At 60.3% G+C, this 21090-nt stretch carries 18 protein-coding genes; 7 read left to right on the top strand and 11 right to left on the bottom strand.

All coding sequences use genetic code 11. The annotated features are described in order from the left end of the window. Positions 1–91 precede the first annotated feature (91 nt). From AAID08_RS21770 to AAID08_RS21745, 6 genes are all read right to left on the bottom strand, one after another. A complete protein-coding gene (locus tag AAID08_RS21770) occupies positions 92–1078 on the bottom strand; it encodes a GntR family transcriptional regulator (RefSeq protein ID WP_006383831.1) in 987 nt (328 codons plus the stop codon). 58 nt (positions 1079–1136) lie between these two features. After that, positions 1137–2162: a tripartite tricarboxylate transporter substrate binding protein gene (locus AAID08_RS21765; protein WP_006383832.1), complete on the bottom strand. Its 1026-nt coding sequence runs from the start codon at positions 2160–2162 to the stop codon at positions 1137–1139. A 69-nt stretch (positions 2163–2231) separates the two neighbouring features. Next, on the bottom strand, positions 2232–3539 hold the full coding sequence (locus tag AAID08_RS21760) for a CitMHS family transporter (protein WP_006383833.1): 1308 nt from the start codon (positions 3537–3539) through the stop codon (positions 2232–2234). A gap of 99 nt (positions 3540–3638) precedes the next feature. Next, entirely contained in the window at positions 3639–6290 is a 2652-nt protein-coding gene (gene acnA, locus AAID08_RS21755; RefSeq protein WP_006383834.1) for an aconitate hydratase AcnA, read from the bottom strand. 12 nt (positions 6291–6302) lie between these two features. Further along, positions 6303–7499, bottom strand: a complete 1197-nt coding sequence (prpF, locus tag AAID08_RS21750; RefSeq protein ID WP_006383835.1) for a 2-methylaconitate cis-trans isomerase PrpF — start codon at positions 7497–7499, stop codon at positions 6303–6305. Continuing rightward, the gene (locus AAID08_RS21745; protein ID WP_262761357.1) at positions 7496–8563 is read right to left on the bottom strand and encodes a lactonase family protein; all 1068 of its coding nucleotides are present in this window, start codon (positions 8561–8563) and stop codon (positions 7496–7498) included. The genes prpF and AAID08_RS21745 overlap by 4 nt, the downstream gene beginning before the upstream one ends. A gap of 616 nt (positions 8564–9179) precedes the next feature. On the opposite strand from AAID08_RS21745, the gene AAID08_RS21740 reads away from it, so the two are divergent. The 3 genes from AAID08_RS21740 to AAID08_RS21730 are packed head-to-tail and all read left to right on the top strand — an operon-like array spanning position 9180 to position 11783. After that, positions 9180–10151 carry a tripartite tricarboxylate transporter substrate binding protein gene (locus tag AAID08_RS21740; protein ID WP_006383837.1) on the top strand — a complete coding sequence of 324 codons (972 nt, stop codon included), beginning with the start codon at positions 9180–9182 and terminating at the stop codon, positions 10149–10151. Further along, on the top strand, positions 10123–10392 hold the full coding sequence (locus AAID08_RS21735) for a hypothetical protein (RefSeq protein ID WP_157140411.1): 270 nt from the start codon (positions 10123–10125) through the stop codon (positions 10390–10392). Before AAID08_RS21740 ends, AAID08_RS21735 begins: the two co-directional genes overlap by 29 nt. After that, the gene (locus AAID08_RS21730; protein WP_006383838.1) at positions 10389–11783 is read left to right on the top strand and encodes an Asp-tRNA(Asn)/Glu-tRNA(Gln) amidotransferase GatCAB subunit A; all 1395 of its coding nucleotides are present in this window, start codon (positions 10389–10391) and stop codon (positions 11781–11783) included. The genes AAID08_RS21735 and AAID08_RS21730 overlap by 4 nt, the downstream gene beginning before the upstream one ends. Positions 11784–11795: 12 nt before the next feature. Here AAID08_RS21730 and AAID08_RS21725 read toward each other — a convergent pair whose 3' ends face one another. From AAID08_RS21725 to AAID08_RS21710, 4 genes are read right to left on the bottom strand one after another with little or no spacing between them, the layout of a single operon-like run. Then, positions 11796–12704 carry a LysR substrate-binding domain-containing protein gene (locus tag AAID08_RS21725; protein ID WP_263911540.1) on the bottom strand — a complete coding sequence of 303 codons (909 nt, stop codon included), beginning with the start codon at positions 12702–12704 and terminating at the stop codon, positions 11796–11798. A gap of 45 nt (positions 12705–12749) precedes the next feature. Continuing rightward, on the bottom strand, positions 12750–13598 hold the full coding sequence (locus tag AAID08_RS21720; protein WP_232295933.1) for an enoyl-CoA hydratase-related protein: 849 nt from the start codon (positions 13596–13598) through the stop codon (positions 12750–12752). Further along, complete coding sequence (locus AAID08_RS21715; protein ID WP_006383841.1) at positions 13595–14581, bottom strand: tripartite tricarboxylate transporter substrate binding protein; 987 nt, start codon at positions 14579–14581, stop codon at positions 13595–13597. The genes AAID08_RS21720 and AAID08_RS21715 overlap by 4 nt, the downstream gene beginning before the upstream one ends. 60 nt (positions 14582–14641) lie before the next feature. Further along, on the bottom strand, positions 14642–15814 hold the full coding sequence (locus AAID08_RS21710) for a CaiB/BaiF CoA-transferase family protein (RefSeq protein ID WP_006383842.1): 1173 nt from the start codon (positions 15812–15814) through the stop codon (positions 14642–14644). A gap of 214 nt (positions 15815–16028) precedes the next feature. Here AAID08_RS21710 and AAID08_RS21705 point away from each other — a divergent pair, with 214 nt between their 5' ends. Further along, positions 16029–16853 (top strand): IclR family transcriptional regulator, encoded by an 825-nt coding sequence (locus AAID08_RS21705; RefSeq protein ID WP_198140027.1) that lies wholly within the window; start codon positions 16029–16031, stop codon positions 16851–16853. A gap of 195 nt (positions 16854–17048) precedes the next feature. Here the strand turns inward: AAID08_RS21705 and AAID08_RS21700 are convergent, their stop codons facing one another. Then, positions 17049–18002, bottom strand: coding sequence for an aromatic alcohol reductase (locus AAID08_RS21700; RefSeq protein WP_395756893.1), 954 nt, complete (start codon positions 18000–18002; stop codon positions 17049–17051). A gap of 93 nt (positions 18003–18095) precedes the next feature. Here AAID08_RS21700 and AAID08_RS21695 point away from each other — a divergent pair, with 93 nt between their 5' ends. The 3 genes from AAID08_RS21695 to AAID08_RS21685 all read left to right on the top strand — a co-directional run bounded on the left by AAID08_RS21695 (position 18096) and on the right by AAID08_RS21685 (position 20999). Beyond that, entirely contained in the window at positions 18096–18521 is a 426-nt protein-coding gene (locus AAID08_RS21695) for a helix-turn-helix domain-containing protein (protein ID WP_006383845.1), read from the top strand. Positions 18522–18867: 346 nt separating this feature from the next. Then, entirely contained in the window at positions 18868–19434 is a 567-nt protein-coding gene (locus AAID08_RS21690) for a FlxA-like family protein (RefSeq protein WP_232295934.1), read from the top strand. 296 nt (positions 19435–19730) lie between these two features. Further along, positions 19731–20999, top strand: a complete 1269-nt coding sequence (locus AAID08_RS21685; protein ID WP_006383847.1) for a PepSY domain-containing protein — start codon at positions 19731–19733, stop codon at positions 20997–20999. Positions 21000–21090: the final 91 nt, after the last annotated feature.

Genomic DNA, 21090 nt, shown 5'->3' with positions numbered 1-21090 from the left:
TTGGCGGCCGTCTGCGGGGACTCAAAAAGTCATATCGATGCTGGTCAGGCCCCCAGCATGGAGCCATATGCGATCCGCAATGCGATGCGGATCAAGACCTTTCTTGCGTGGAAGCCGTGGAATCTTCCATCCCTTGAAGCGCTAAGACACTATTTTGCCGGTCCTGGACCTCTTTGGCAGAGAACCCGCTCTGTCCGTAGACCTTCGCGCGTCTGGCATCCTCGAGATGTTTGCGCATCAGGCCGGCAGCTTCTATAAGATCCTGCGTTTGAATCGCGGCGAGAATGGCCAGATGCTCTTCTGCTTGGGTGCGCCGTGGCGTACGCGCACTGGCCTGGCGATACTCTACCAGGCGGCGAAGTTCATTTAGTCGTTGAATCGTCTGCAGGACAAATCGGTTGCCAGACCATTTTGCTAGGGTTTCATGGAAGTGGCAGTTTGCTTCAAAGAGCTCAATTGCAGTCATCGTTTGATAGCCACCGTCAACGATGAAACGCTGTTCTCGGATCAAGCCTTGGAGCTCGTTTCGATCTGCTGTAAACCACGGGCTCAGAATCGCGGCTGGTTCTATCGACTGCCGGAACAAATAGCTCTCTTCGTAGGCCTGTGGGGAGTCGATCATAGGTAGGAACAACCAACCGTTACCGACCCGCTGTTCCACCCACCCCTCTTTTGCTATCCGGGAAAGTACCTTTCGCAGAGTGCTGCGCGCGACGCCGAATAGCCTCATCAACTGAGCTTCACTGACCTCGTCAGGCAGTTCCCCCGCTTGCCGTGCGCGGGCGATCCTGTCGTAGAGAGGATCGTCTGGCTCTGCAAGCAAGGTCCGCGCCTCTTCTTCCAGGTCCTGCGCAGCGCGTGTCAGCACGAAGCGGCGGTTGGCGTCCCGGTGCACGAGGCCCAGCTCCGACAGATGCCGCAAGGCAACTTGTACGGGGCTTCGCGACGTACCGATCGCTTCCGCAAGCGCGACTTCTGCAAGAGGGCTCCCCGCCTCGCGCTTTTCACGGCGCACTAGTGCGACGATCTCGCGGACGACGCGGGCTTGTACCGAGGTAAGTTCCTTCGTCTTCTCCATGGCAGGATTCTAGCGCGTCGCCGTCGATGAAGCGGCGTAGCGGCCGCCGTTGCGAGTATCAGTCGATTTTGAGCTGGAACTTGGATATCAGCGCGGACATCTTTTCCGAATCCTTATTGATAATTTCGCGTAGCGCTTGCGGCCCGCCCGCAACAGGCGTGGTCATTGCGTCGTTCAGGCGCTGACGGACCGATGGATCTCCCATCGCTTGCCGCGTGGCGTCGGCCACAGTTTCAATCCGGTCCACGGGTGTCCCTTTGGGCGCGACCAGGCCCATCCACGACGTGAATTCATATCCCGGCACGCCGCTTTCAGCGACCGTGGGAACGTCCGGCAGAGCGGGGTTGCGCTGGCTGCCGGTAATGGCCAAGGCCTTCAGCTTGCCAGAGCGTATGTGCGGCAACGCGGCCAACGGAAAGGCAACGACCGTGGATATCTCGCCGCCCAAAACACCGATCATTGCCGGGCCGCCGCCTCGATAGGGCACATGAACGAGATCGACTCCCGCCATGGATTTGAGCATCTCTCCTGCAAGGTGATTGGCACTGCCATTGCCGGCAGTGCCGTAGGTGAAGCCGCCAGGCTGTTTGCGGGCAAGCGCCAGGAACTGGGCAAGGTTCGCGGCGGGTACTGACGGATGCGCGCAGATGATGAGATCAATCGACGTCATGAGGCTCACGGGAGCGAGGTCTGCCACGTGATAGCCGGGGTCCTTGTATAGAAACGGGTTGATGGTCATCGTTCCCTGGTTCACAAACGTCAGCGTGTAACCATCACTCGGCGCACGGGATCCGGCGGCTGTGCCGATGTTGCCCGCGGCCCCGGCGCGATTGTCTACGATCACGGACTGGCCCAGCGCCTTTTGCCAAAGGGGTTGCAGCAGCCGACACACGGCGTCCGCATCGCCGCCGACGGGTTGCGGAACGATGAGCGAAATGGCCTTTTCGGGATACTGGCCCGCCGCCAAGCTGACCCGGGACAGCGGCAGGGACAGCGCCGCCATGGCCAGGCCCGATAAGGATCGCATCGCGCGGCGCCGGGATTCGTTTTGAATGTGATACTTAGTAGCCATGTGAATGTCCATGGTTGTCTCCTCAGTTGTTTTGTAATGTGCTTCCGTTATGTACTTCAGTCTGGGCTTGGCTGCTGCGCGTTAGTACAGCGGCACCACGCCGATCAAACCGGCCACGGCAATCATCACCAGCGCCAGCAGCACTGCCCATTTCCACGTGAACCGCTGGTGCGCGCCGAACTCCACGCCCGCGATGCCTATCAGTACGTAGTTCGCGGCCACCAGTGGACTTAATTGGTGGACCGGCTGCCCCAGCAACGAAGCGCGCGCGATGATCTCGGGCGCGATGCCGTAGGCCTTGCCCGCCTCGGCCAGGATCGGAACGACACCGAAATAGAAGGCGTCGTTCGACAGGAAGAAAGTCATCGGTGCGCTGAGCAGCGCCGTGATCAGCGGAAGGAAATTGCCCGCCGACTCCGGGATGATGCCGATGACACTTTGGGCGATGGCGTCAGTCATCTTCGTGCCCGACAGGATGCCGGTGAAGATCCCTGCGGCAAAAATCACGGAAACCACGGCAACCACACTTGCTGAGTGTGCTGCCATGCGCTCTTTTTGGTCTTGCAGCGACGGGAAGTTCACCGAGATCGCGATCGCGAACGCGCCCATGAACAGCAGCGGCAATGGCAGTGCACCGACTACCAGCCCGACCATCAGCGCGCAGGTCAGGATCAGGTTGAACATCATCAGCGGCTTGCTGCGAGGATGGCTGGACAGCTGCACGTTGCCGCCCAGCGGAGATTCCATGACCGGCGCGGCGTCGCGCCATTGAATGGTCTTGAGCCGGGCGCGTTCCCGGCGACCAAACCACCATGCAATGCCCAGCGTCACGGCGGACGCGGCGATCATGCCCGGAATCAGCGGAAGGAAGACTTGAGAGGCATCCAGATGAAGCGCGCTCATGACGCGTGCTGTCGGGCCGCCCCAGGGGGAGATGTTCATGATGCTGTTGCTCAGCATCGCCAGGCAGGGCAGGATCAGCGGATTGATCCCCAATTGGCGGTGCAAGGGCAACATGGCTGTCAGGCACAGCAGGTAGGTTGTTGAGCCATCGCCATCCAGCGACACCAACAGCACGAGCAGGGTAGAGCCGACGATCACCCGCATGGGGTCGCCCTGGCAGACGCGTACGATGGCGCGAATGAGAGGGTCGAACAGCCCCACGTCGATCATCAGGCCGAAGTACAGAATGGCAAACATGAGCAAGACGCCGGTCGGTGCAATGGCGCGCAGGCCGCTCATGACCATCGGGCCGATCTCTGGGCCAAAGCCGCCAAGCAGGGCGAACAGAATGGGAACAGTGATCAAGGCGATCAGGGCGGTAGCACGTCCGCTCATGATGAGCGCCATGAACGCGATGATCATCCCGTAGGCAAGCAGGGTAAGCATGGGTTTGTCTCCTGGCTTTGTTATGGTTATCGAATTGCAGGGCGAACGATGCCCCGCCCGGTCGATGCCGGGCGAGCCTTTCGCGCCGCGGGGAGGGGGTTAGGGTTGGCTGTTTTGGTGCAAGTAGTCTCGCCAGACGAGGGGCATGATTCCGCCATGGCGCCAGTAATCGACGTCCTCGGTCGTGTCCAGCCGCACGATCAGCGCAATTGTGGTCGTGGTGCCGTCAGCTCGGTGAATGGCGGCCTTGACACGATCCCCAACAGCTAGTTGTTCGGTCAAGCCCAGGACATCAATCGTTTCAGAGCCGTCAAGCGCCAGCGAATCGGCTGTGGTGCCAGGTTCGAACTGCAAGGGCAGTATGCCCATGCCCACGAGATTGGTGCGATGGATGCGTTCGAAGCTTTCGGCGATCACGGTCTTCACGCCGAGCAATGCCACGCCCTTGGCCGCCCAGTCGCGCGATGAACCGCACCCGTAGTTGCGGCCTGCAATCACGGTAAGCGGCGTTTTCCGTTGCAGATAGGCCTCTGCCGCCTCGAAGATCCGCATTTGCTCGCCTTCGGGCATCAGGCGTGTATAGCCGCCTTCGACGCCGGGAACGATACGATTGCGCAACCGGATGTTCGCGAACGTGGCACGCACAGCGACGTCATGGTTGCCGCGACGCGTGGTGTAGTTGTTGAAGTCCGCCTTTTGCACGCCTTTGGCCAGCAAGAAATCGGCGGCGGGCGTGCCCAGGCTGATCGCGCCAGAGGGCGAAATATGATCCGTGGTGACGGAGTCGCCAAGGATGGCGAGCGGCCTCATGCCGATAATGTCGGACACCGGAGAAGGTTGCGCACGCAGCCCGTCGAAGTACGGGGGCTGGCGGATGTAGGTGCTGTCGGGCTGCCAGTTGAAACGTTCGCTGGCCGTACCCGACAGCGCATCCCACTGCGGGCCGCCGTCGAAAAGATCCGCGTATTTTGCGCGGAAGATTTCCGGTTCGTACGTGGTGTCCACCAGCGCGGCAATCTCCGCGGCGGTGGGCCACACGTCTCGCAGGTACACAGGGTTGCCGACCTTATCCACCCCGATGGGGTCGGTGGTGACGTCGCGCAGCAGCGTGCCGGTCAGCGCATATACGACGACCAGGGCGGGCGAGGCCAGGTAGGCGGCGCGCACATTGGGATGGATTCGGCCTTCAAAATTCCGATTGCCGGACAACACGGCGGTGGCTACCAGCTTTTCACGTTCGATGGCTTCTGCGATGGGCTGGGGCAGCGGGCCGGAGCCACCGTTGCACGTTGTGCAGCCAAAGCCTGCGACGTGAAAGCCCAGGGTATCCAGGGCGTTTTGCAAACCGGCCTTTTCCAGCACCGCGGCGGTCACATGGCTGCCGGGCACGAGTGATGTCTTTACCCATGGCTGCGTGCGCAGTCCCAAAGCAACGGCTTTCTTCGCCACCAGGCCAGCCGCCATCATGTTGACTGGGTTGGCCGTGTTGGTGCAACTGGTGATGGCTGCAATGACGACGGCGCCGTCGTGCAGCGCGTAGTCCGCGCCCTGTACGACCACCTTACGACGGTCATCCACGGGTATCCCGGCGATGTCGATGTGATGCTGTTCGAACGCGCGCCTCGCCTCGCCCAACAGCACGCGATCTTCGGGGTTGCGCGGGCCGGCAAGACACGGAGCGATGTCGTCCAGCACGATGGTGATGACACGGTCGAAGACCGGCGCCGGCGTGGCGGCATCGCGCCAGAGGGCCTGCGCCTTGGCATAGGCCTCCACCAGTTCCAGTTGGGATTCGTCGCGGCCTGTCATGCGCAGGTAGGAGAGGGTGCGGTGGTCGATGGGAAAGTAAACCGCCGTGGCGCCGTATTCCGGTGCCATATTTGCGATCATCCCCCGGTCGCCTAGGGACAGGGTTTCGAGGCCGTTGCCGAAGAACTCGACGAACTGGCCTACCACCCCGATCTTGCGCATCTGCTGCGTGATGGCCAGTACAAGATCCGTGGGCATGACACCTTCGCGCAGTTGGCCGCGCACCTCAACGCCTACCACTTCGGGCAACGCCAGCGCAACTGGCTTTCCGACCATCACGGCTTCTGCTTCGATGCCGCCCACGCCCCAGCCCAGGATGCCCAGGCCGTTGATCATGGGCGTATGGCTGTCGGTGCCGACACAGGTATCGGGAATGGCCAATTCCTCGCCTTGCTGCGTTTCGATGCGAACCACCTGCCCGATGTTTTCAAGGTGGATCTGATGCATGATTCCTTTGCCCGGCGGCACGATACGCACGCCTTCGAAGCTGCTGCTGCACCAGCGCAAGAACGCGAAGCGCTCGCCATTGCGTTCGTACTCTTTGTCCAGGTTGACCTGGCGCGCGTCGGCGCTGGCCCAGCGGTCCACCTGCAGCGAGTGGTCAATGATGACGTCCACCGGCACCTTGGGGCGCACCGCGCTGGCGTCGCCGCCAGCATCGGCGACGGCATCCCGCAGCCCCGCCATGTCGACCAGCATGACCTGGCCAAGGATGTCCTGGCCGAATACGCGCGCTGGGTAGAAGGTAAGTCCGGCCCCGGTGTCGCGATTCAACAGCGCGGACATCTCGGACGCGGTGTCCAGCCCCTGGCGCGCTTGTCGCGCCAGATTTTCAAGCAGGATGCGCAGGGAAAAGGGAAGCCGCTCCACACCGGGCAAGCTGGCGATCGGGACGTAGCGAATCGTGCGGCCGGCCAGCGGCAGAATAGGAAGATCGTTCATGATGCGTGGTAATTACAGAACAAGGGATTCGGGCACGTAGACCTGGCCGTCCATCAGGCGACGGGCTGACCGGCTCATCAAGGCTTTTTCCACGACCCATTCGCCGTCGTGTTGCGCCGCCTGTGCGCCGACGTTCAAGGTGCCGGACGGATGCCCAAAACGAATCTCCGCACGGGCGGTGTTGCCCAACAGTTCTGACACCTGAGTGCCGGGAATGGAAGCGGCAACCGCGATGGCAACGGCGCCGGTTCCCGTCATGGCGTGGTGCAGCTTGCCCATTGACAGGATTCGAGCGCAGATGTCGATGGATGCGGTATCGACGGGTTTGCCATCGGACGCGATGTAGCCTGTGGGCTTGGCGACGAAGGCGAGTTTTGGCGTGTGTGGGCGCTTCTCGGTCGCTTCCTGAGCGCTGGCGGCCAGGCCCATCGCAACCGTGGCATGTGCACGGATCGCTTCGCAGCGGGCCAACAGTCCGGCGTTGTTGTTGACGTCCTCCTGCAATTCGTTGCCCTGCAAACCGAGCGCCGAGGCGGCGACGAAGATCGTCGGGTTGCCGGCATTGATCAGCGTTGCCTGTACATCGCCAACCCCGGGCACTCGCAAGGTATCGATACGGTTGCCCGTGGGGAACATGGCGCCGCCTTCGCTATCGGCATCGGCGCCGGGATCCAGGAACTCGAGCTTGACCTGCGCAGCGGGGAACGTCACGCCGTCCAGCGTGAAGTCACCCAGTTCCACCACTTGGCCTCCACTGACGGGAACGTGCGCCACGATTCGTTTCTGGATATTCGCTTGCCAGATGCGAACCGTGGCCCAACCCTCGGCTGGGGCATCGACCAGCCCGCGCTGGATCGCGAACGGGCCGACGGCCGAGGTGAGGTTGCCGCAATTGCCGCTCCAGTCGACCACCGCACCTTCGATGGCGACGGCGCCGAACAGATAGTCCACATCGCAGTCGTCGCGCTCGCTGCGGCTGACGATCACGACTTTGCTGGTGCTTGAGGTCGCTGCGCCCATTCCGTCAATCTGTTTGCCATAGGGGTCTGGGCTGCCGATTACACGCAGCATCAGCGCGTCGCGGGACGCGCCGGGGTGACGCGCGCAATCAGGCAGGTCGTCAAGCGTGAAGAACACGCCTTTGCTGGTGCCGCCGCGCATGTAAGTGGCGCGGATTGGGGCTTGGCGGGGAAGGGGGGGCTGGGTCATGCTGAAACTCCGGGCTTGAATACGATGCAGACTGGGCTGCCGGTATGAACGATCGGTTGAAGTGGGCCGGTACCATCCAGGCACTCGATGACATCGCTGTCTTCGTTGGCGACCAACAGGCGCTGCTGATCAGGCGTCGCCGTAATGAAGCGAGGAATCGTGCCGTGCGTGAGGTACCAGCGTGGGGAAGTCATTCGGCTCCCTTGGACGCTGAACGCAACGACGCTGCCGTGGCCTCGGTTGGAAACAAACAGTCGGTCATCGGACAGCAACACAATGCCGGCGGCGGTGTTGTCGCCCGTGTAGGTGTCCGGCAGGGTCGACAGCCGCTGCGTGGGGGTGAACGTGCCGCTGTCGGGGCATACGGCGGCGGCAAGAACCTGGCTGGACAGTTCCAGCGTGATCCATGCAGTGGCGCCGTCGGGGCTGAAAACGAGGTGACGAGGGCCGCTGCCGGCGGGTAGGCGCGCGTTGCCTTGCCATTGCAACGCGCCCGTTGCCTCGTCGATGCGCACGGTATGGATGGCGTCCGTGCCTTTGTCCGGCACCGCGATCCAGTCGCTGGCAGGGTGGTAGACAAGCTGGTGCGGGTGAGCACCCGTTTGCTGCGTGCGATGCGGCCCGGCGTCTCCGGGCAAGGCGAGCGACGACGCAACGGGCCCCAATGCGCCGTCGGCGAGAATGGGCAACGCGCTGAGGGTTCCGGTGGCGTAGTTCGCCACCATCAGCCAGCGACCTGATCGGCTTACCAGCAGATGCACGGGATTTCTGCCGCCGCAGTCCCTCCGGCCGATAGGTGCTAGCCCGCCGTCCTCCGCTGCCTGGTATGCGCTGACCGTCGTGCCGTCGCCATGCACGGCATAAAGCACGCGACCGCTGAGGCCAAATGCTAGATAGGACGGGTTTTCCGGCGTTGTCTGCTCGCCCAACGAAGCCAACTGGCGTGGGCCGGCGAGGGCGAATACCGCGATACCCCTGCCTCGGCCCTGTCGAGCGGCAGAGCTTCTACAGCCCGTGTATAGGACGGCTCCCGAAGGCCGCCGTTGATCTGGTTGTGTCTCCATTGGATTCTCTAATGTATTTTGTGATTAGATTAATCCGAAAATTGAGCGTGTGCAAAGCCGTCTTTTAGGTCTGCTCCGAGTTTCGCTGCTAGAAATGCCGCTTTGCTCACGAAGTCCTAGGGAAATCCCTAGATGAGAGGATCGGCTCCAGATCTGTCTTATGTGTACAGATAAATCAATTTGTCGCGCGAACCGTCCAAGAGGTTCTAGTTGTTGGAATCAAGTTTTCGCCCAACCGCGCACAGTTGACCGTGGCTGCGTTGAAGCAGACCAATCTCTTGCGGACAAGCGAATGGAAATTTGCCTCATGGAGGTATCAACGATTCGGCCGCAGGGGAGATGCTTTCGGCAGCCGGCCGAAGGCGGGCGCGGCTGCGGTGTCCAGGATCGTGCCAGCAGCATCACTGGACTAGATGCCGTCTTCCTAGATGGTCGTGCCTTTTCTCTATGGGGTGCTCCTCATGCAATGTGCCTATCGAGGATGCAGATAGTGGATTCAATCTTTTGAATTGGACGCCTCGGGGGGGGCGTCACTAGAGTGTCGGCTCATGGTTTGAAAGAACCGTTGTGCAGACTCGATAACGAAATCAACGCCGTCGCTTGGGGAAATGAATAAATGAAAAAACTTTGCAGAATCTTTTGTGGTGCGCTGTTGACTCTCGCGCTTGCACCGGCTCACGCCGCATGGCCAGAGCGCCCCATCACATTGGTGATCCCGTTTCCACCGGGCGGCGGGACGGATGTTATTGGCCGCATCATCGGGAAGGAGCTTGGCGATAGTCTCGGCGTCAACGTCGTCGTCGAGAACAAATCGGGTGCGGGTGGGAACATCGGTACGCGCTATGTGACGAGTGCCAAGCCCGACGGGTATACGCTGCTGATGGGTACGACCGCCCAGACCATTTCGGCCGCACTCTATAAGGCGCCGGGCTACGACCTTTTGAAGCAATTGGATGCCGTGGTGACGATCAATAGCGGCCCGATGATTCTGTTCTCGCGCAACAGTCTGGAGGTCTCTTCTGTCAACGATCTGATCAGCCTGGCAAAGCAGAATCCCGAGAAAATCAGCTACGCCTCCGCCGGCTATGGGACGTCCTCACACATGGCTGCTGAAGTCTTCACACTGGCGACGGGCATCAAGCTGTTGCATGTTCCCTTTCAAGGTGCAGCGCCCGCGATGAGTAGTGTTGTAGCTGGCCAAGTCGATATCACTTTCGACATGCTGTCCACCGCCAAGCCGTTCGTCATGGACAACAAGGTCAAAAGTATCGGGATGGGTGGTGGCGAACGCTCGCCGTTGATGCCCGAGTTGCAGAGCCTGAGCGAGCAGAATCCCGAGCTGTTGAAGAGCTTCAATGAAACCGCCTGGAATGTGCTCATGGTTCCCAAGGGGACACCGGTGGAGATCCAACAGAAGATCAATGACAAGATCAAGGTGATCCTGGACGACGAGAAAATCAAGGCCCGATTGATGGACATGGGCAGTGTGCCGTTCTGGAAGAACGTGCCGGACTCCGGCAGTTTCGTTGCTGACGATGTGGCCAAGTGGAAAAAGGTAGTTGAAGATGCCAACATCGAGCGGATGTAGTGGGCGTGCCAACAGTGAAGGGCAAGCCCACATTGTGGGCCAGGGCGATCAGCAGTCGTTGCAGGGCTTGCTGGATGCGCTTGCTGAACAGCGCATCGTTGTGCCACTGGATAGAATGGATTTGGTTCTCCACGAGTTCACCGTGTTGCAGCGTCAACGCGCCCTGATCAACGGCGTCGTCGAGAGCGAAGGCCTCTCAGGCATCCACACTGTCATTTCCCGTTCGAGAGGGGCGTTGTGAGCAGGGAACTTTCCATTAGCGAAATGGCGCGCGCGCTGCGGTCTGGCGCCGTCAAATCCGAGCAACTGGTCAGGGCTGCGCTTGACCGAATCAACGCCTGCGACACCCGCATTCATGCGTTCACTCAGTTGAACCGCGAGTATGCCTTGAATGAGGCTCGCGCCTGCGACTTGCGGCGTCGCGAACAGGGTGCCGACAATCTGCCGGTCTTGCACGGAATTCCTGTTGCGGTCAAAGACATCTACGATCTTGCTGGTCAACCGACGACCTGCCATTCGAAGTTGCGTTTGGATCACATCGCCGAGCAGGATGCGGGGAGTGTGCAACGCCTGAAAGATGCCGGCGCGATCGTGCTGGGAAAACTGGCCACGCATGAATTCGCCTTGGGCGGTCCCAGTTTTGATCTGCCATTCCCGCCAGCGCGTAACCCGTGGAGTTTGCGCCATATTCCTGGCGGATCATCGTCGGGGTCAGGCGCTGCCGTCGCGGCCGGTTATACGCGGCTTGCGTTAGGTAGTTGCACAGGTGGTTCGATCCGCATTCCGGCCGCATGGTGCGGCGTCGTCGGCCTGAAGCCGACTTACGGTAGAGTCTCGCGACACGGCGTGTTTCCCCTAGCCTGGACATTGGACCACTGTGGTCCCTTGGCACGCAGTGTGGAGGATACCGCCATCGGGCTACAGGTGCTTGCGGGGCACGACCCGAGAGATCCCGGCAGCGCTGACGAGCCTGTAGATGATTATTGCTCGATGCTGGATATCGGAGTTCGCGGGTTGCGGATCGGCGTGGCGCGCTCGCGGTTTCAGCATCTTGCCCAGACGTCTGCTGAATTCCTTCGAGGCTTTGACCGGGCTAGCCAATGGCTGGCGCAGGAACAAGCCAATATGGTCGAGGTGTGCCTGCCCGACGATGAAGAATGCGTGGCGGTAGGGCGGGTGATCCTGGCGGCCGAGTCTTTTGCGCTCCACGCCAAAGACTTGCGCAGTCGGCCGCTGGACTATGGCCACATTACGTTGTCCCGATTGGTCCAGGGTGCAGCGGTATCTTCCGAAGATTATCTGAATGCCTTGCGCTTGCGCCGTGAACTCGCGGCGCGCATGGACACTGTTTTCGAACGCTGCGATGTGGTGCTCACTGCGGTAACGCTGGACACTGCACCGGCGTTTACTTCGGCGGGGACGGCGCACGGCTGGCCCGCGCAAGCCTATGCGTTTAATGTCACTGGACATCCGGCCATCAGTGTACCGATCGGGCTTTCGTCACAAGGGCTGCCCATGGCTGTCCAAATCGTAGGTCGATATTTCGACGAGGCGCTCGTGCTCAGGGTTGCGCGGGCCATCGAGAAACTCTCTGGATGGGAGGCGCAGCCACTTCCCGAGTTGGAGTCGTGATCCCGAAATTTGTCATCCGGCCATCTGACTTCTCTGCTGCTTCCAACCGAGTGCTGAATCCCGGAAGCATGAGTAGAGGTGCGTCTCGCCTTTGCGCAGGTTGATAAGGCCCAGGTTCAGGCGCGGAGCTTCGATCCCAGAGATGGCTCGGACGGCGACTTGCGGGGAAAATCGTTTGGCCAGACTGGCGGGCACGAGAGATAGCCCCAATCCCGCCTCGACCAGAACGATCACGGTCTGCACCTGAACGGCCCTGTGGGTAATATTGGGTGTCAGGCCTTCCGCTTCAAACAAGGCGTCGATCAAGGGCGCCAAGGCAGCCTGGACCTCGCCTGTGTAATGAATGAATGGATAGGGAGCGATCTGCGCCAACGTGACCTCTTCGTTCTCGGCCAGCGGGTGGCTTTGTGGCAGCGCAATGGTTAAATGGTCATCCAGCAAGTGGGTGAAGGCCAGGTCGGAATTCGACTCGGTGAGAAGTCGGCCGAGTCCGGCATCGATCTCGCCTGCCCTGATACGTTCTATCAGCTGTGAGTTCGTGGATTCATGCAGCTCAAGTTTGATCTGTGGGTACTGACCGCAGAATCTGGCCAGAAGCTCAGGTAACACTGTTCGGACGGCAGTTCCAACGAATCCCAGTCGCAACGTATTTCCATCGCCCGCCAGGGCGAGGCGGGCTCTTTCCCGGGCCATGCGCAAGCTCACCGCTGCAGCGCGCAGTTCAACGGCCGCGGCCTGACCAGCAACGGTCAGGTTCACGCCGCGGCTGGTGCGATGGAACAACTGGCAGTCAAACTCCTCCTCCAGCTTTCGAATGGAAGTGGAAAGTGCCGACTGGCTCAGGTGCAGCTTCTGCGCCGCCACGCTGAAGTTGCGGGTCTCGCTCAACACGATGAACTGCCGGATCTGTTTGGCGTCCATAGAATTCTGGTTGTTGATGGCGCAGCTACCGATCGGGTCTGCAGCCTACTGCTCGTTCGTCCACACTGGCGCGCGTTTTTCAGCGAACGCCTTTGCGCCTTCGGTCCTGTCACGGCTCGTGTATAGCGCTTTGACTGCGGGAAAGGCTTTTTGGATGGGGTACATCTCTTCTAGATTGCTGTTTTGGATGCCCTTGTAGGCCAGCTCTTTCGACGCCTTGACGGACATCGGTGAGCATTTCAGTATTTGGTCCGCCCAGCGGCGGGCGGCGTTGAGGGCTTCGCCTCTTGGAACCACTTCATTGACGAAACCCAGCGTCTGGGCTTCTTGCGCCATGACGCGGCGCCCAGTAAGGATGATTCCCATCGCCTGCTTCGTCGGGATTTGCTGCGGCAATCGGAGTATCCCGCCGCAAATCGCGGCCAGTCCCACCAAGGGCTCGGGTAGCGAGAAGAATGCGTTCTCAGACGCTACGATGAGATCGCAGGCGAGGGCAATCTCGAACCCCCCACCCATGGCGAGCCCATTTACCGCAGCAATGACGGGCTTGTTCATGGCAAACCTCGCCGTGATGCCGCCGAAGCCCGCCTCGGGGTAGGTCGTATCGTTGCCGGCTGCTTGGTACTTAAGATCGTTACCTGCGCAGAATGCGTCGTCGCCTGCGCCGGTCAGGATCGCCACCCTCAGATCAGGGTTGTTTTGAAAATCGTCGAACGCTTGTTGCAGCTCGAGGTTCGCTGGCCGATGCAGCGCATTGCGTACTGCAGGGCGATTGATCGTTATGATGCACAACTTGTCTTCGTGAGAGACATTACAAAATTCGTACATGATCTGATGTTCCGTTTTGGTGAGTTCTCGACGCAGGCTGCGGCCTGCGTCGAGACCGACGATCATTCCTGGCGAAGTTTGGTCTTCTGAGATAGGTCGGTGACGGTCTTGATGTCTCCGTTGATCTGATCTTTGAAGACCTCGGGCGAGCTGCCGATGATCTCGAGAGACATGCTGTTGGCGGCCTTGACCAGGTCGTCGGATTTCAGGGCCTTGTCCAACGCGTGGGAAAGGGTGGCGACCACGTCGTTCGATGCTTTTGCAGGCACCATGAGGCCAGACCACATGGGCATGTGGACGCCCTCTATGCCCGCTTCCTCGATGGTGGGCACGTCGGGCAGTGCACTCATGCGCTTGCCGCCTGTGATGGCGATCGCGCACAGCTTGCCGGCCTTGACCTGGGGCAGTTGAACCGGCGAAAGGAACGCGAGGTCGGTTTCCCCGCTGATCACGCTCATCGCAGCGGGCGACTCGCCTTTGTAAGGCACGTGCGTCAAGTCAGTCTTGGTGGCCAACTTGAGCATTTCGCCGATGATGTTGCCTGTGCTGCCGTAGCCCCAGGATGCGTAATTGAGCTTTCCAGGGTTCTCCTTTGCCCGCTTCACCAGGTCAGCAGGAGTCTTGATGCCTGAGCTGCAGGAAACCGCCATCATGAAAGGGACGTTGGTGATCATGCTGATCGGAGTGAAGTCGGTCCTGATGTCAAAGCCAGCCTCTTTGTTCAGCACGGTCTCCGACGCGGTTGAGGTGGTACCGAACAAGAGCGTGTATCCATCGGGCTTTGAGGCAGCTGCTGCGCGCGCGCCGATCGAACCGGATGCGCCCGCCTTGTTCTCCACGACGAACGGCTGCCCCATCACTGCCTGCAGGCTCTTTGCGACGAGCCGCGCCTGGACGTCCGTCGAGCCGCCCGCAGCGAACGGTACGATGATTGTGACTGGCCTGCTGGGATAAGGCGTCTCGGCTGTCGCGGTCGTTGTCCCGAAGCCGGATGCCAGCAATAGGGCCGCAGCCGCGGCTGCGCGCTGTGAAACTCGAATTTGCGTCATGTGTATGTCTCCTCGTAATTCTTTTTGGGGTAGATTCTGTCTGGATCAGTGATCGAGACTTCAGCTTTCAGAATCGGTCGTTAGTGCCTGCTCTGAAGCGATGCCGAATCTGGCAAAGATCTCCGCGTTGTGTTGGCCGATGCCGGGCGGTGCGAAGCGCAAGCTTCCTGGCGTGCGGCTAAGCTTGATGGGGATGCCGGCGCCGCGGTAGCCGTCCATTTCAAGAACCATCTCTCGGTCGCGGGTGTGCTGCAGCTTCAGGGCTTCGTCAACGGTTAGAACAGGGGCGCAGGGCACGCCCGCCGCCATAAGCGTGGAAAACAGGTGCATGCCATCGTGCTCGAGCAGCTTTTCCGCCAGGTGCGCGGTGAGTTGGGCGCGATGGGTCAAGCGGCCGACGTTGGTCGCGTAAGCGGCGTCCTGGACGATTTCCTGGAGGCCAAGATGTCGGCAAAGCGTTGCAAACTGCCGATCATTGCCAACTGCGATGAAGATGGGAATCGTGCCTGTCTGGTATAGGTCGTACGGCACCAGATTCGGATGTCCATTCCCTGTCCGGGGGGCTTCGCCGCCATAGAGCACATTGGCGGCGTGTGGATGAAGCAGGGACAACGCAGTGTCATACAGCGTGGCCTCCACCATCTGCCCCTTTTCGGAACGCCCGCGTTCATAGAGCGCAAGCATGACGCCAAGCGCAGCCTGCATGCCTGTGGCCGCGTCCACCAAGGGGATTCCAATCCGCGCCGCGTTCACAGCGGGATCGCCATTGGTGCTCATCAGACCCGACATGGCTTGAATGGCGGCGTCATAACCTGGCAACCCGCCGAACTGACCCGTCTCCCCAAATCCGGAAATCCGGCAATGGACCAGTCGGGGAAACCTCGCCGACAGCGTTGACAGGTCATCGATACCCCACTTGCGCCAGGTGCTCAACTTGAAGTTTTCGATCAGCACGTCGGCAGATGCCAGAAGCGAAAGGAGTGCGTCGAGCCCGCTGGCTGAATTCAGATCCAGCGCGACATTCTTTTTGTTGCGATTGAGGCCCTGGTAGTAGGGCGCGCTCCCATCCGCGACGGGAGGTCCATAGCGTCTTGTGTCGTCGCCGTCGAAGGCCTCTACCTTGATGACGTCTGCCCCATGGTCACCAAGAATCTGACCTGCATACGGGCCCGCCAGAACCCTTGATGCATCGACGACAACCACGCCCTCGAGCACGGACTGCGTTGCGCTCATAACCAATCTCCCATGAATGTACGGACTTCTTGCGCCTCGGAGGGCACGCGTCACGCCTTGGGCTGGATTCTATGGATGCGCACTTCATGTGTCAACGTGCAGTAATATATACTGCATAGCAGAATTACAGAGCGGCGGTGCGGCAGGGGAGCAATACGTGATGGGGCGGGAGCATGCTCTACACTTCCGGCGTCGACTTCTACGGATAAGTGTCTTGGCTCGAACTTCAAACTTATTGACCGACCTGCGCGCGACGCTGGACGAGAAAAAGGATTCAAGGCATTTCGTCACGGCGCTGAGCCGCGGCTTGGATATCCTTGCGCTGTTCACGCGTGACGTCACAGCAATGGGCAACGAGGAAATCGCGCGCAGCACAGGGCTCGCCCGGTCGACGGTGACACGCTTGACCTACACGCTGGCAACAACGAAGCACCTGGTGTATGACAGTGCGCTCAAGAAGTACAAGCTGGGTCCTGCGACGATGTCATGGAGTTACGCTGTCATGGACAGCGTCGCAGGTGTCCAGGCGTTGAGCCCTTTTTTGCAGGACTTCGCGGACCAGATGAGGGCCTCCACGGTCGCGCTCAATATTCAGGCCGGCTCGGAAGTAATCTATGTCGCCCGCGTATCGGGACCTGCCCAGGTGCAGATGAGAACGGGCATCGGGACTCGGCTCAAGCTTTGGCAGGCTGCGGCTGGTAGAGTCTTCTGGTCGATATCTGATGAAACCAGGAAGCACGAGGTTCTACAGGAATTGCAGAACCAGCCAAGCGACATTCGGGACCGGATCGTGGAAGAAATGGAGGCGGCCCAGGCCGAATGGGACCGTTACGGATTCTGCACGAGCATCGGCGCCTGGCGTCTTGGAATCAACGCTGTCGCATGCCCTTGCGGAGATGGTTCAGAGAACGGTTGGAAGTACGTAGTGTCTTGTGCAGGGATGAGCGAGGAATACGATTTGGAAACGCTCAAGCACAAGATTGCTCCGCAGTTGAAAGACTTTGCGCGTTTTCTGGCGCCCAAGCTCGCTACTTGCTGATTCGCCACAGGTGGCTGATCGGTTGAGGCTATGGCAGTTTCGGCGAGCCCGCGACTTGCGCGTGCAGCAGGACTTTGATTGAACTGAGCCGCGTCCGCGCCGGAGTGCAGAAGCTGCTGCCCAGTTGGGCAACAGCGTCTTGTGTGGTGCCGCCTAATGGTTGCGGTCGCGGCTTGCCGGATGCCTGGCGGACGGTTACTGGGTTCGGAGCGACCCAAGATTTGCGCTGATCCAAGACGCGACGTCGGTAACCGGAATCCCTCTGCGCTGATTGAACGTCTCGCTTTTGTCCCACGACATACCCCTACCTTGTGCAAAGGCTGCGCGGTATTTACTCATCATGTTCTGCGGGTCGCGCGACAGTTCATCCAGCAAATATTCGACGCTCCAGGCCGAACGGGTGAAGGGACGGCCGAGGCCCGCTTGCAGTTTGTCGGCGACTTCGCCGTATGTCACGGTGTCGCCGGCCAGATAAACGATCTCGTTCCGGATGCGAGGCGTTGCGAACACGATTTCGGCGGTCAGCACGCCAATATCATCGGGCGTCGTCAGTGTGACGGCGGTGTCGAGCGTGCCAAGCCCATGGACGGCATCGTTCTGTAGGTCAACGACGCCGAACTCGGGCTCGAACAGGTAACTCATGAACATGCCGGTCGAGATGATGACCCACTCGGTCTGGTGCTGGCTGCGCAGCAGTTCGCGCACGTCCAACTGTGCGTCGAAGATGTCTTGCGGGCCGCCACGACCGATCACGTCAAAGTCGACTCCGAATTGCCACGGGAAATACCGCGGGATGCCTGCCTGCAAGGCGGCGCGGGCAAGCTTCATCGGCGTGTCGATTCCCGCTGCGTAGCCGGCACATCCGATCACGGTGTCATACCGCGCAAATACAACCGCCAGCTCATCGATGGAACTCCTTACAAGATCGCCTACAACGATTTCAATGCCGCGGCCTCGGATCTCCGCGATATCATTTTGCTTGCTTGGCTCGCGCGACTCGACGGCGCTTGCGCGCAGCAGCACGCTGATCTTTGCGCCCTCGACGTCTTTGGCTTTACGCGCAAGATTGCGTAGCACCGGGAGACCGAGTTCGCCTGCCCCAAGTACAAGGATGTTTTTAGACGTAGAGTTAAGGTCTGTTTGGTTCATGGTGAAGCCCTCTTCAGATTTCGATGAGGCAGTCTAGCAACGCTTTATCGTGAATGTAAGAAGGTACACGCGTGATACTGGGAGCTGCATGTGATGGATCGAGACGAAATTCTCCGATACTCACAGACCGTTTGTGACGGCCTGCGAGACGATGACGATGGGCTGCGGCGAGAGGTACTCGCACATGCTGGTAGCCGCTGGTCTCTGGGTGTTGTCCACACGCTCGGCGTTTATGGAAGGCTGCGGCATGCCGAGATCGGCAGACGCATGCATGGAGTCACGCAACGAATGCTGACGCTCACCTTGCGGCAGCTCGAACGGGATGGCTTAGTGTTGCGGCATGACTTCGAAGAGGTGCCTCCCAGAGTCGAATACGAACTCTCTGATACAGGCATGGAGTTGCTCGTCCGCATGGTCCCGCTGTGGACCTGGATTGTCGAGAATGCGGACCGCTTCCGAGAAGCGCGGCAAAAGTTTGACAGGCTCCAGAGTGACGGTGGGAAAGGCCACTCTACGTGAGCTGTTCTGGCCGGAGGGGGCTTGTCGCAGATCTACGCGAAAGACGCTTCTTGGCACAAAGCGGAGCGCATCGCCGCGCAGGGGAGTTACAGCGGGCGAGCCATGCCGCAAATGCTGGCTCGCCCCTGGCCTACTTGGTTTCGATATTCGCGACAGCAGAGACCTCGAGCATCATTCACACAGAGCGAAGACTGTGCACTTCCTACGGCTTCTTCGGAAAAAAGGTCGATCGCCCGGAACGTCACCCGCGCTTGCCCTTCGAAGTTGCCGGCTTGTGATTGCCCTTGTTCATCAGCTAAGCCGATCCGGCCGGATGGCGCCTGCGCAGGCATGCTGACCGGTCGGAATGTACATATTGGAAATTGAGCGTTTGATACGCAAGGCTCTGTTGTGTTTAACGCAAGTCACCTACTGCCTTGGCAACGTTAAAGTTCTGACGCCTCATGCCGTATTGGTGGTACCTCGACATTTACAGAAAGGAGCAATTATGGCGATAAACAGCATCAGTGGTACTTCTCGGATCAGCAGCCTCGCGGACCTGTGGGCAGAAAAGATCCAGGCCAACAAGGAAGCCAAGGGGGGCTCGCGGCAGGACGCAGTTTCGGTGTCAGAGGAAGGCAAGATCCGCGTTAATAATCCTGCCGCCGCTAAAGTGGCAAACGCACAGGCTGCCGAGGAAACCGACAACGAGGACGAGTTCACTCGCCAGATCAAGCAATTGCAGAAGCAGCTCAAGCTCATCATGGACCAGATCGCCAAAATTAAGGCGAGCGGCATGTCGGACGAGATGAAGGCGCAGCAGATGATGGCGCTCAATGCCCAGGCAGTGCAGATTCAAGGCCAGATCACGAAAGTGCTTGCGCAGCAGGCCAGCGCCGCGAAAAAGAACGGTGGGGTGTCCGCGACTGCCTGACCCTTCGCGAATTTTACCGGTGTGGGGCGCTCGAACCTTCGAGGCGCATCGAAGTGGAACTATCGCGCGGCCTTCGCGAGTGTCCATTCCATGACGTTGCGCCTCACACCGCTCCGCTGCCCTAAAGGCAGGATCCCAACTTGTGTGACGTAATCAGGCCGATGTCAGCGGCGCATCTCCCGCATTTTATTGTCCTGACGATGATGTCATTCCCCACTCGCACTGTCACTTTCTACGGCCTCGTCCGGTATAGACAGTAATGCCTCCGCATTCGGCGGGCGACGACGGGTCTCATCATGAAAGTTGCCTCACGCTCTATCGGTTCCCCATCCGGAAGCACGTCCAGCGACGCCTCGCCGCGCAAGTGGTTCTTTGTTATTCACGGCTGGGCGGGTCTGAAGCTAAGCGTGCTGATGGCGTTTATCTGTTTGACCGGAACCCTTGCGGTCATCTCGACCGAGCTGGATTGGCTCGTCCATTCTGAAATGAGAGTCGAGCCCGCATCGAGTTTGGCGAGTTGGGGAAAGATGGCCGGCGCCGCCCAGGCCGCGCATCCCGACTGGACGTTGCTATCGTTCACCGCGCCTTACGCCTCACGCTTCGCCGCAAGGGCGTTGATGCGCACGCCGCAGGGCGAACAGCGGTTTGTGTGGGTGGATCCTTACCGGGCGGTCGTGACGGGCGACACGTCCTGGTTCAACATCCAGCGCTGGTTGCGCAACACGCACCGGCATCTGTTCTTGCCGACCCAATGGGGGGTGCCGTTGGTGTCGGCGCTTTCGCTGTTGCTGATCGCGCTGGTGGTCACCGGCCTAGTCATCTACAAGCGCTGGTGGCGCGGCTTTCTGGCGTGGCCGCGCTGGGGAAAGCGCCGGTTGGCCTGGGCCGACGTGCATCGGCTGGTTGCGGTCTGGAGCTTGTGGTTCACCTTGCTCATCGCCGTGACGGGCCTGTGGTACTTGATCGAGTCCCTGGGAGGGCATGCGCCGCCGTTGCCGGCGCTGTCGTCCAAGGAACCCCGCTCTGCATCTGCGCCGCTACACCCAAGCGAGATTGACGCGGCCGTGGACGAAGCGCAACGTGCGTGGCCCGGGCTGACCATCCGCGTCCTGCGTCTGGAGGCGGGGGGCAGGGCGGTGCAGCTTGAAGGGCAGACAGACGCCTGGCTGGTGCGTGACCGCGCCAACGCCATTCGCATTTCTTTGCCTAGCGGGGCGTCCACCCGCCGCAGCGCGGACGAGCTCGACGTGCATCAGCGCATTTCAGAGCTGGCCGACCCGCTGCATTTCGGTGCTTTTGGCCCCTGGCCCGTACGCGCCATCTGGTTCCTGTTCGGTTCCATGCTGACCGCGCTGAGCGTGACGGGTGCCTATCTCTATGGGCTGCGCATCGCGGGCGCCAGCGCCAAGATCCGCGCCAAGGCGGGGCATGACGGGCCGCCGGCCTTGCCGCTGCGCGAAGCCTGGGCGGGCATGCGGCAATGGCGGTGGGTGGCCGTGATCCTGCTGGTGATGTCGCAAGGCTTGTTTCTGGGGGAGGCGATGGGCTGGCTGCATCTTTTCTGACCGCCGGAATTTGAAGGGCTGCGACGCGCGCGGTGGGGCAAGCGCCAAGGTTTCCAGTATTATTAACGGCTCTCATTCGCAATTAGATTTG

Origin of the sequence: Achromobacter sp. EB05 (genome assembly GCF_044232075.1) — a bacterium.
Lineage (GTDB): Bacteria > Pseudomonadota > Gammaproteobacteria > Burkholderiales > Burkholderiaceae_B > Achromobacter > Achromobacter dolens.
The sequence above is the reverse complement of the archived record's forward strand: the minus strand, read 5'-3'. Positions and strand labels throughout refer to the sequence as shown.

Bases quoted from the DNA above. Each gene is read 5' to 3' on its own strand.
- AAID08_RS21770 (WP_006383831.1), bottom strand. From the start codon at position 1,078: ATGGAGAAGACGAAGGAACTTACCTCGGTACAAGCCCGCGTCGTCCGC.
- AAID08_RS21765 (WP_006383832.1), bottom strand. From the start codon at position 2,162: ATGGACATTCACATGGCTACTAAGTATCACATTCAAAACGAATCCCGG.
- AAID08_RS21760 (WP_006383833.1), bottom strand. From the start codon at position 3,539: ATGCTTACCCTGCTTGCCTACGGGATGATCATCGCGTTCATGGCGCTC.
- acnA (WP_006383834.1), bottom strand. From the start codon at position 6,290: ATGAACGATCTTCCTATTCTGCCGCTGGCCGGCCGCACGATTCGCTAC.
- prpF (WP_006383835.1), bottom strand. From the start codon at position 7,499: ATGACCCAGCCCCCCCTTCCCCGCCAAGCCCCAATCCGCGCCACTTAC.
- AAID08_RS21745 (WP_262761357.1), bottom strand. From the start codon at position 8,563: ATGGAGACACAACCAGATCAACGGCGGCCTTCGGGAGCCGTCCTATAC.
- AAID08_RS21740 (WP_006383837.1), top strand. From the start codon at position 9,180: ATGAAAAAACTTTGCAGAATCTTTTGTGGTGCGCTGTTGACTCTCGCG.
- AAID08_RS21725 (WP_263911540.1), bottom strand. From the start codon at position 12,704: ATGGACGCCAAACAGATCCGGCAGTTCATCGTGTTGAGCGAGACCCGC.
- AAID08_RS21720 (WP_232295933.1), bottom strand. From the start codon at position 13,598: ATGATCGTCGGTCTCGACGCAGGCCGCAGCCTGCGTCGAGAACTCACC.
- AAID08_RS21715 (WP_006383841.1), bottom strand. From the start codon at position 14,581: ATGACGCAAATTCGAGTTTCACAGCGCGCAGCCGCGGCTGCGGCCCTA.
- AAID08_RS21710 (WP_006383842.1), bottom strand. From the start codon at position 15,814: ATGAGCGCAACGCAGTCCGTGCTCGAGGGCGTGGTTGTCGTCGATGCA.
- AAID08_RS21700 (WP_395756893.1), bottom strand. From the start codon at position 18,002: ATGAACCAAACAGACCTTAACTCTACGTCTAAAAACATCCTTGTACTT.
- AAID08_RS21695 (WP_006383845.1), top strand. From the start codon at position 18,096: ATGGATCGAGACGAAATTCTCCGATACTCACAGACCGTTTGTGACGGC.
- AAID08_RS21690 (WP_232295934.1), top strand. From the start codon at position 18,868: ATGTACATATTGGAAATTGAGCGTTTGATACGCAAGGCTCTGTTGTGT.
- AAID08_RS21685 (WP_006383847.1), top strand. From the start codon at position 19,731: ATGAAAGTTGCCTCACGCTCTATCGGTTCCCCATCCGGAAGCACGTCC.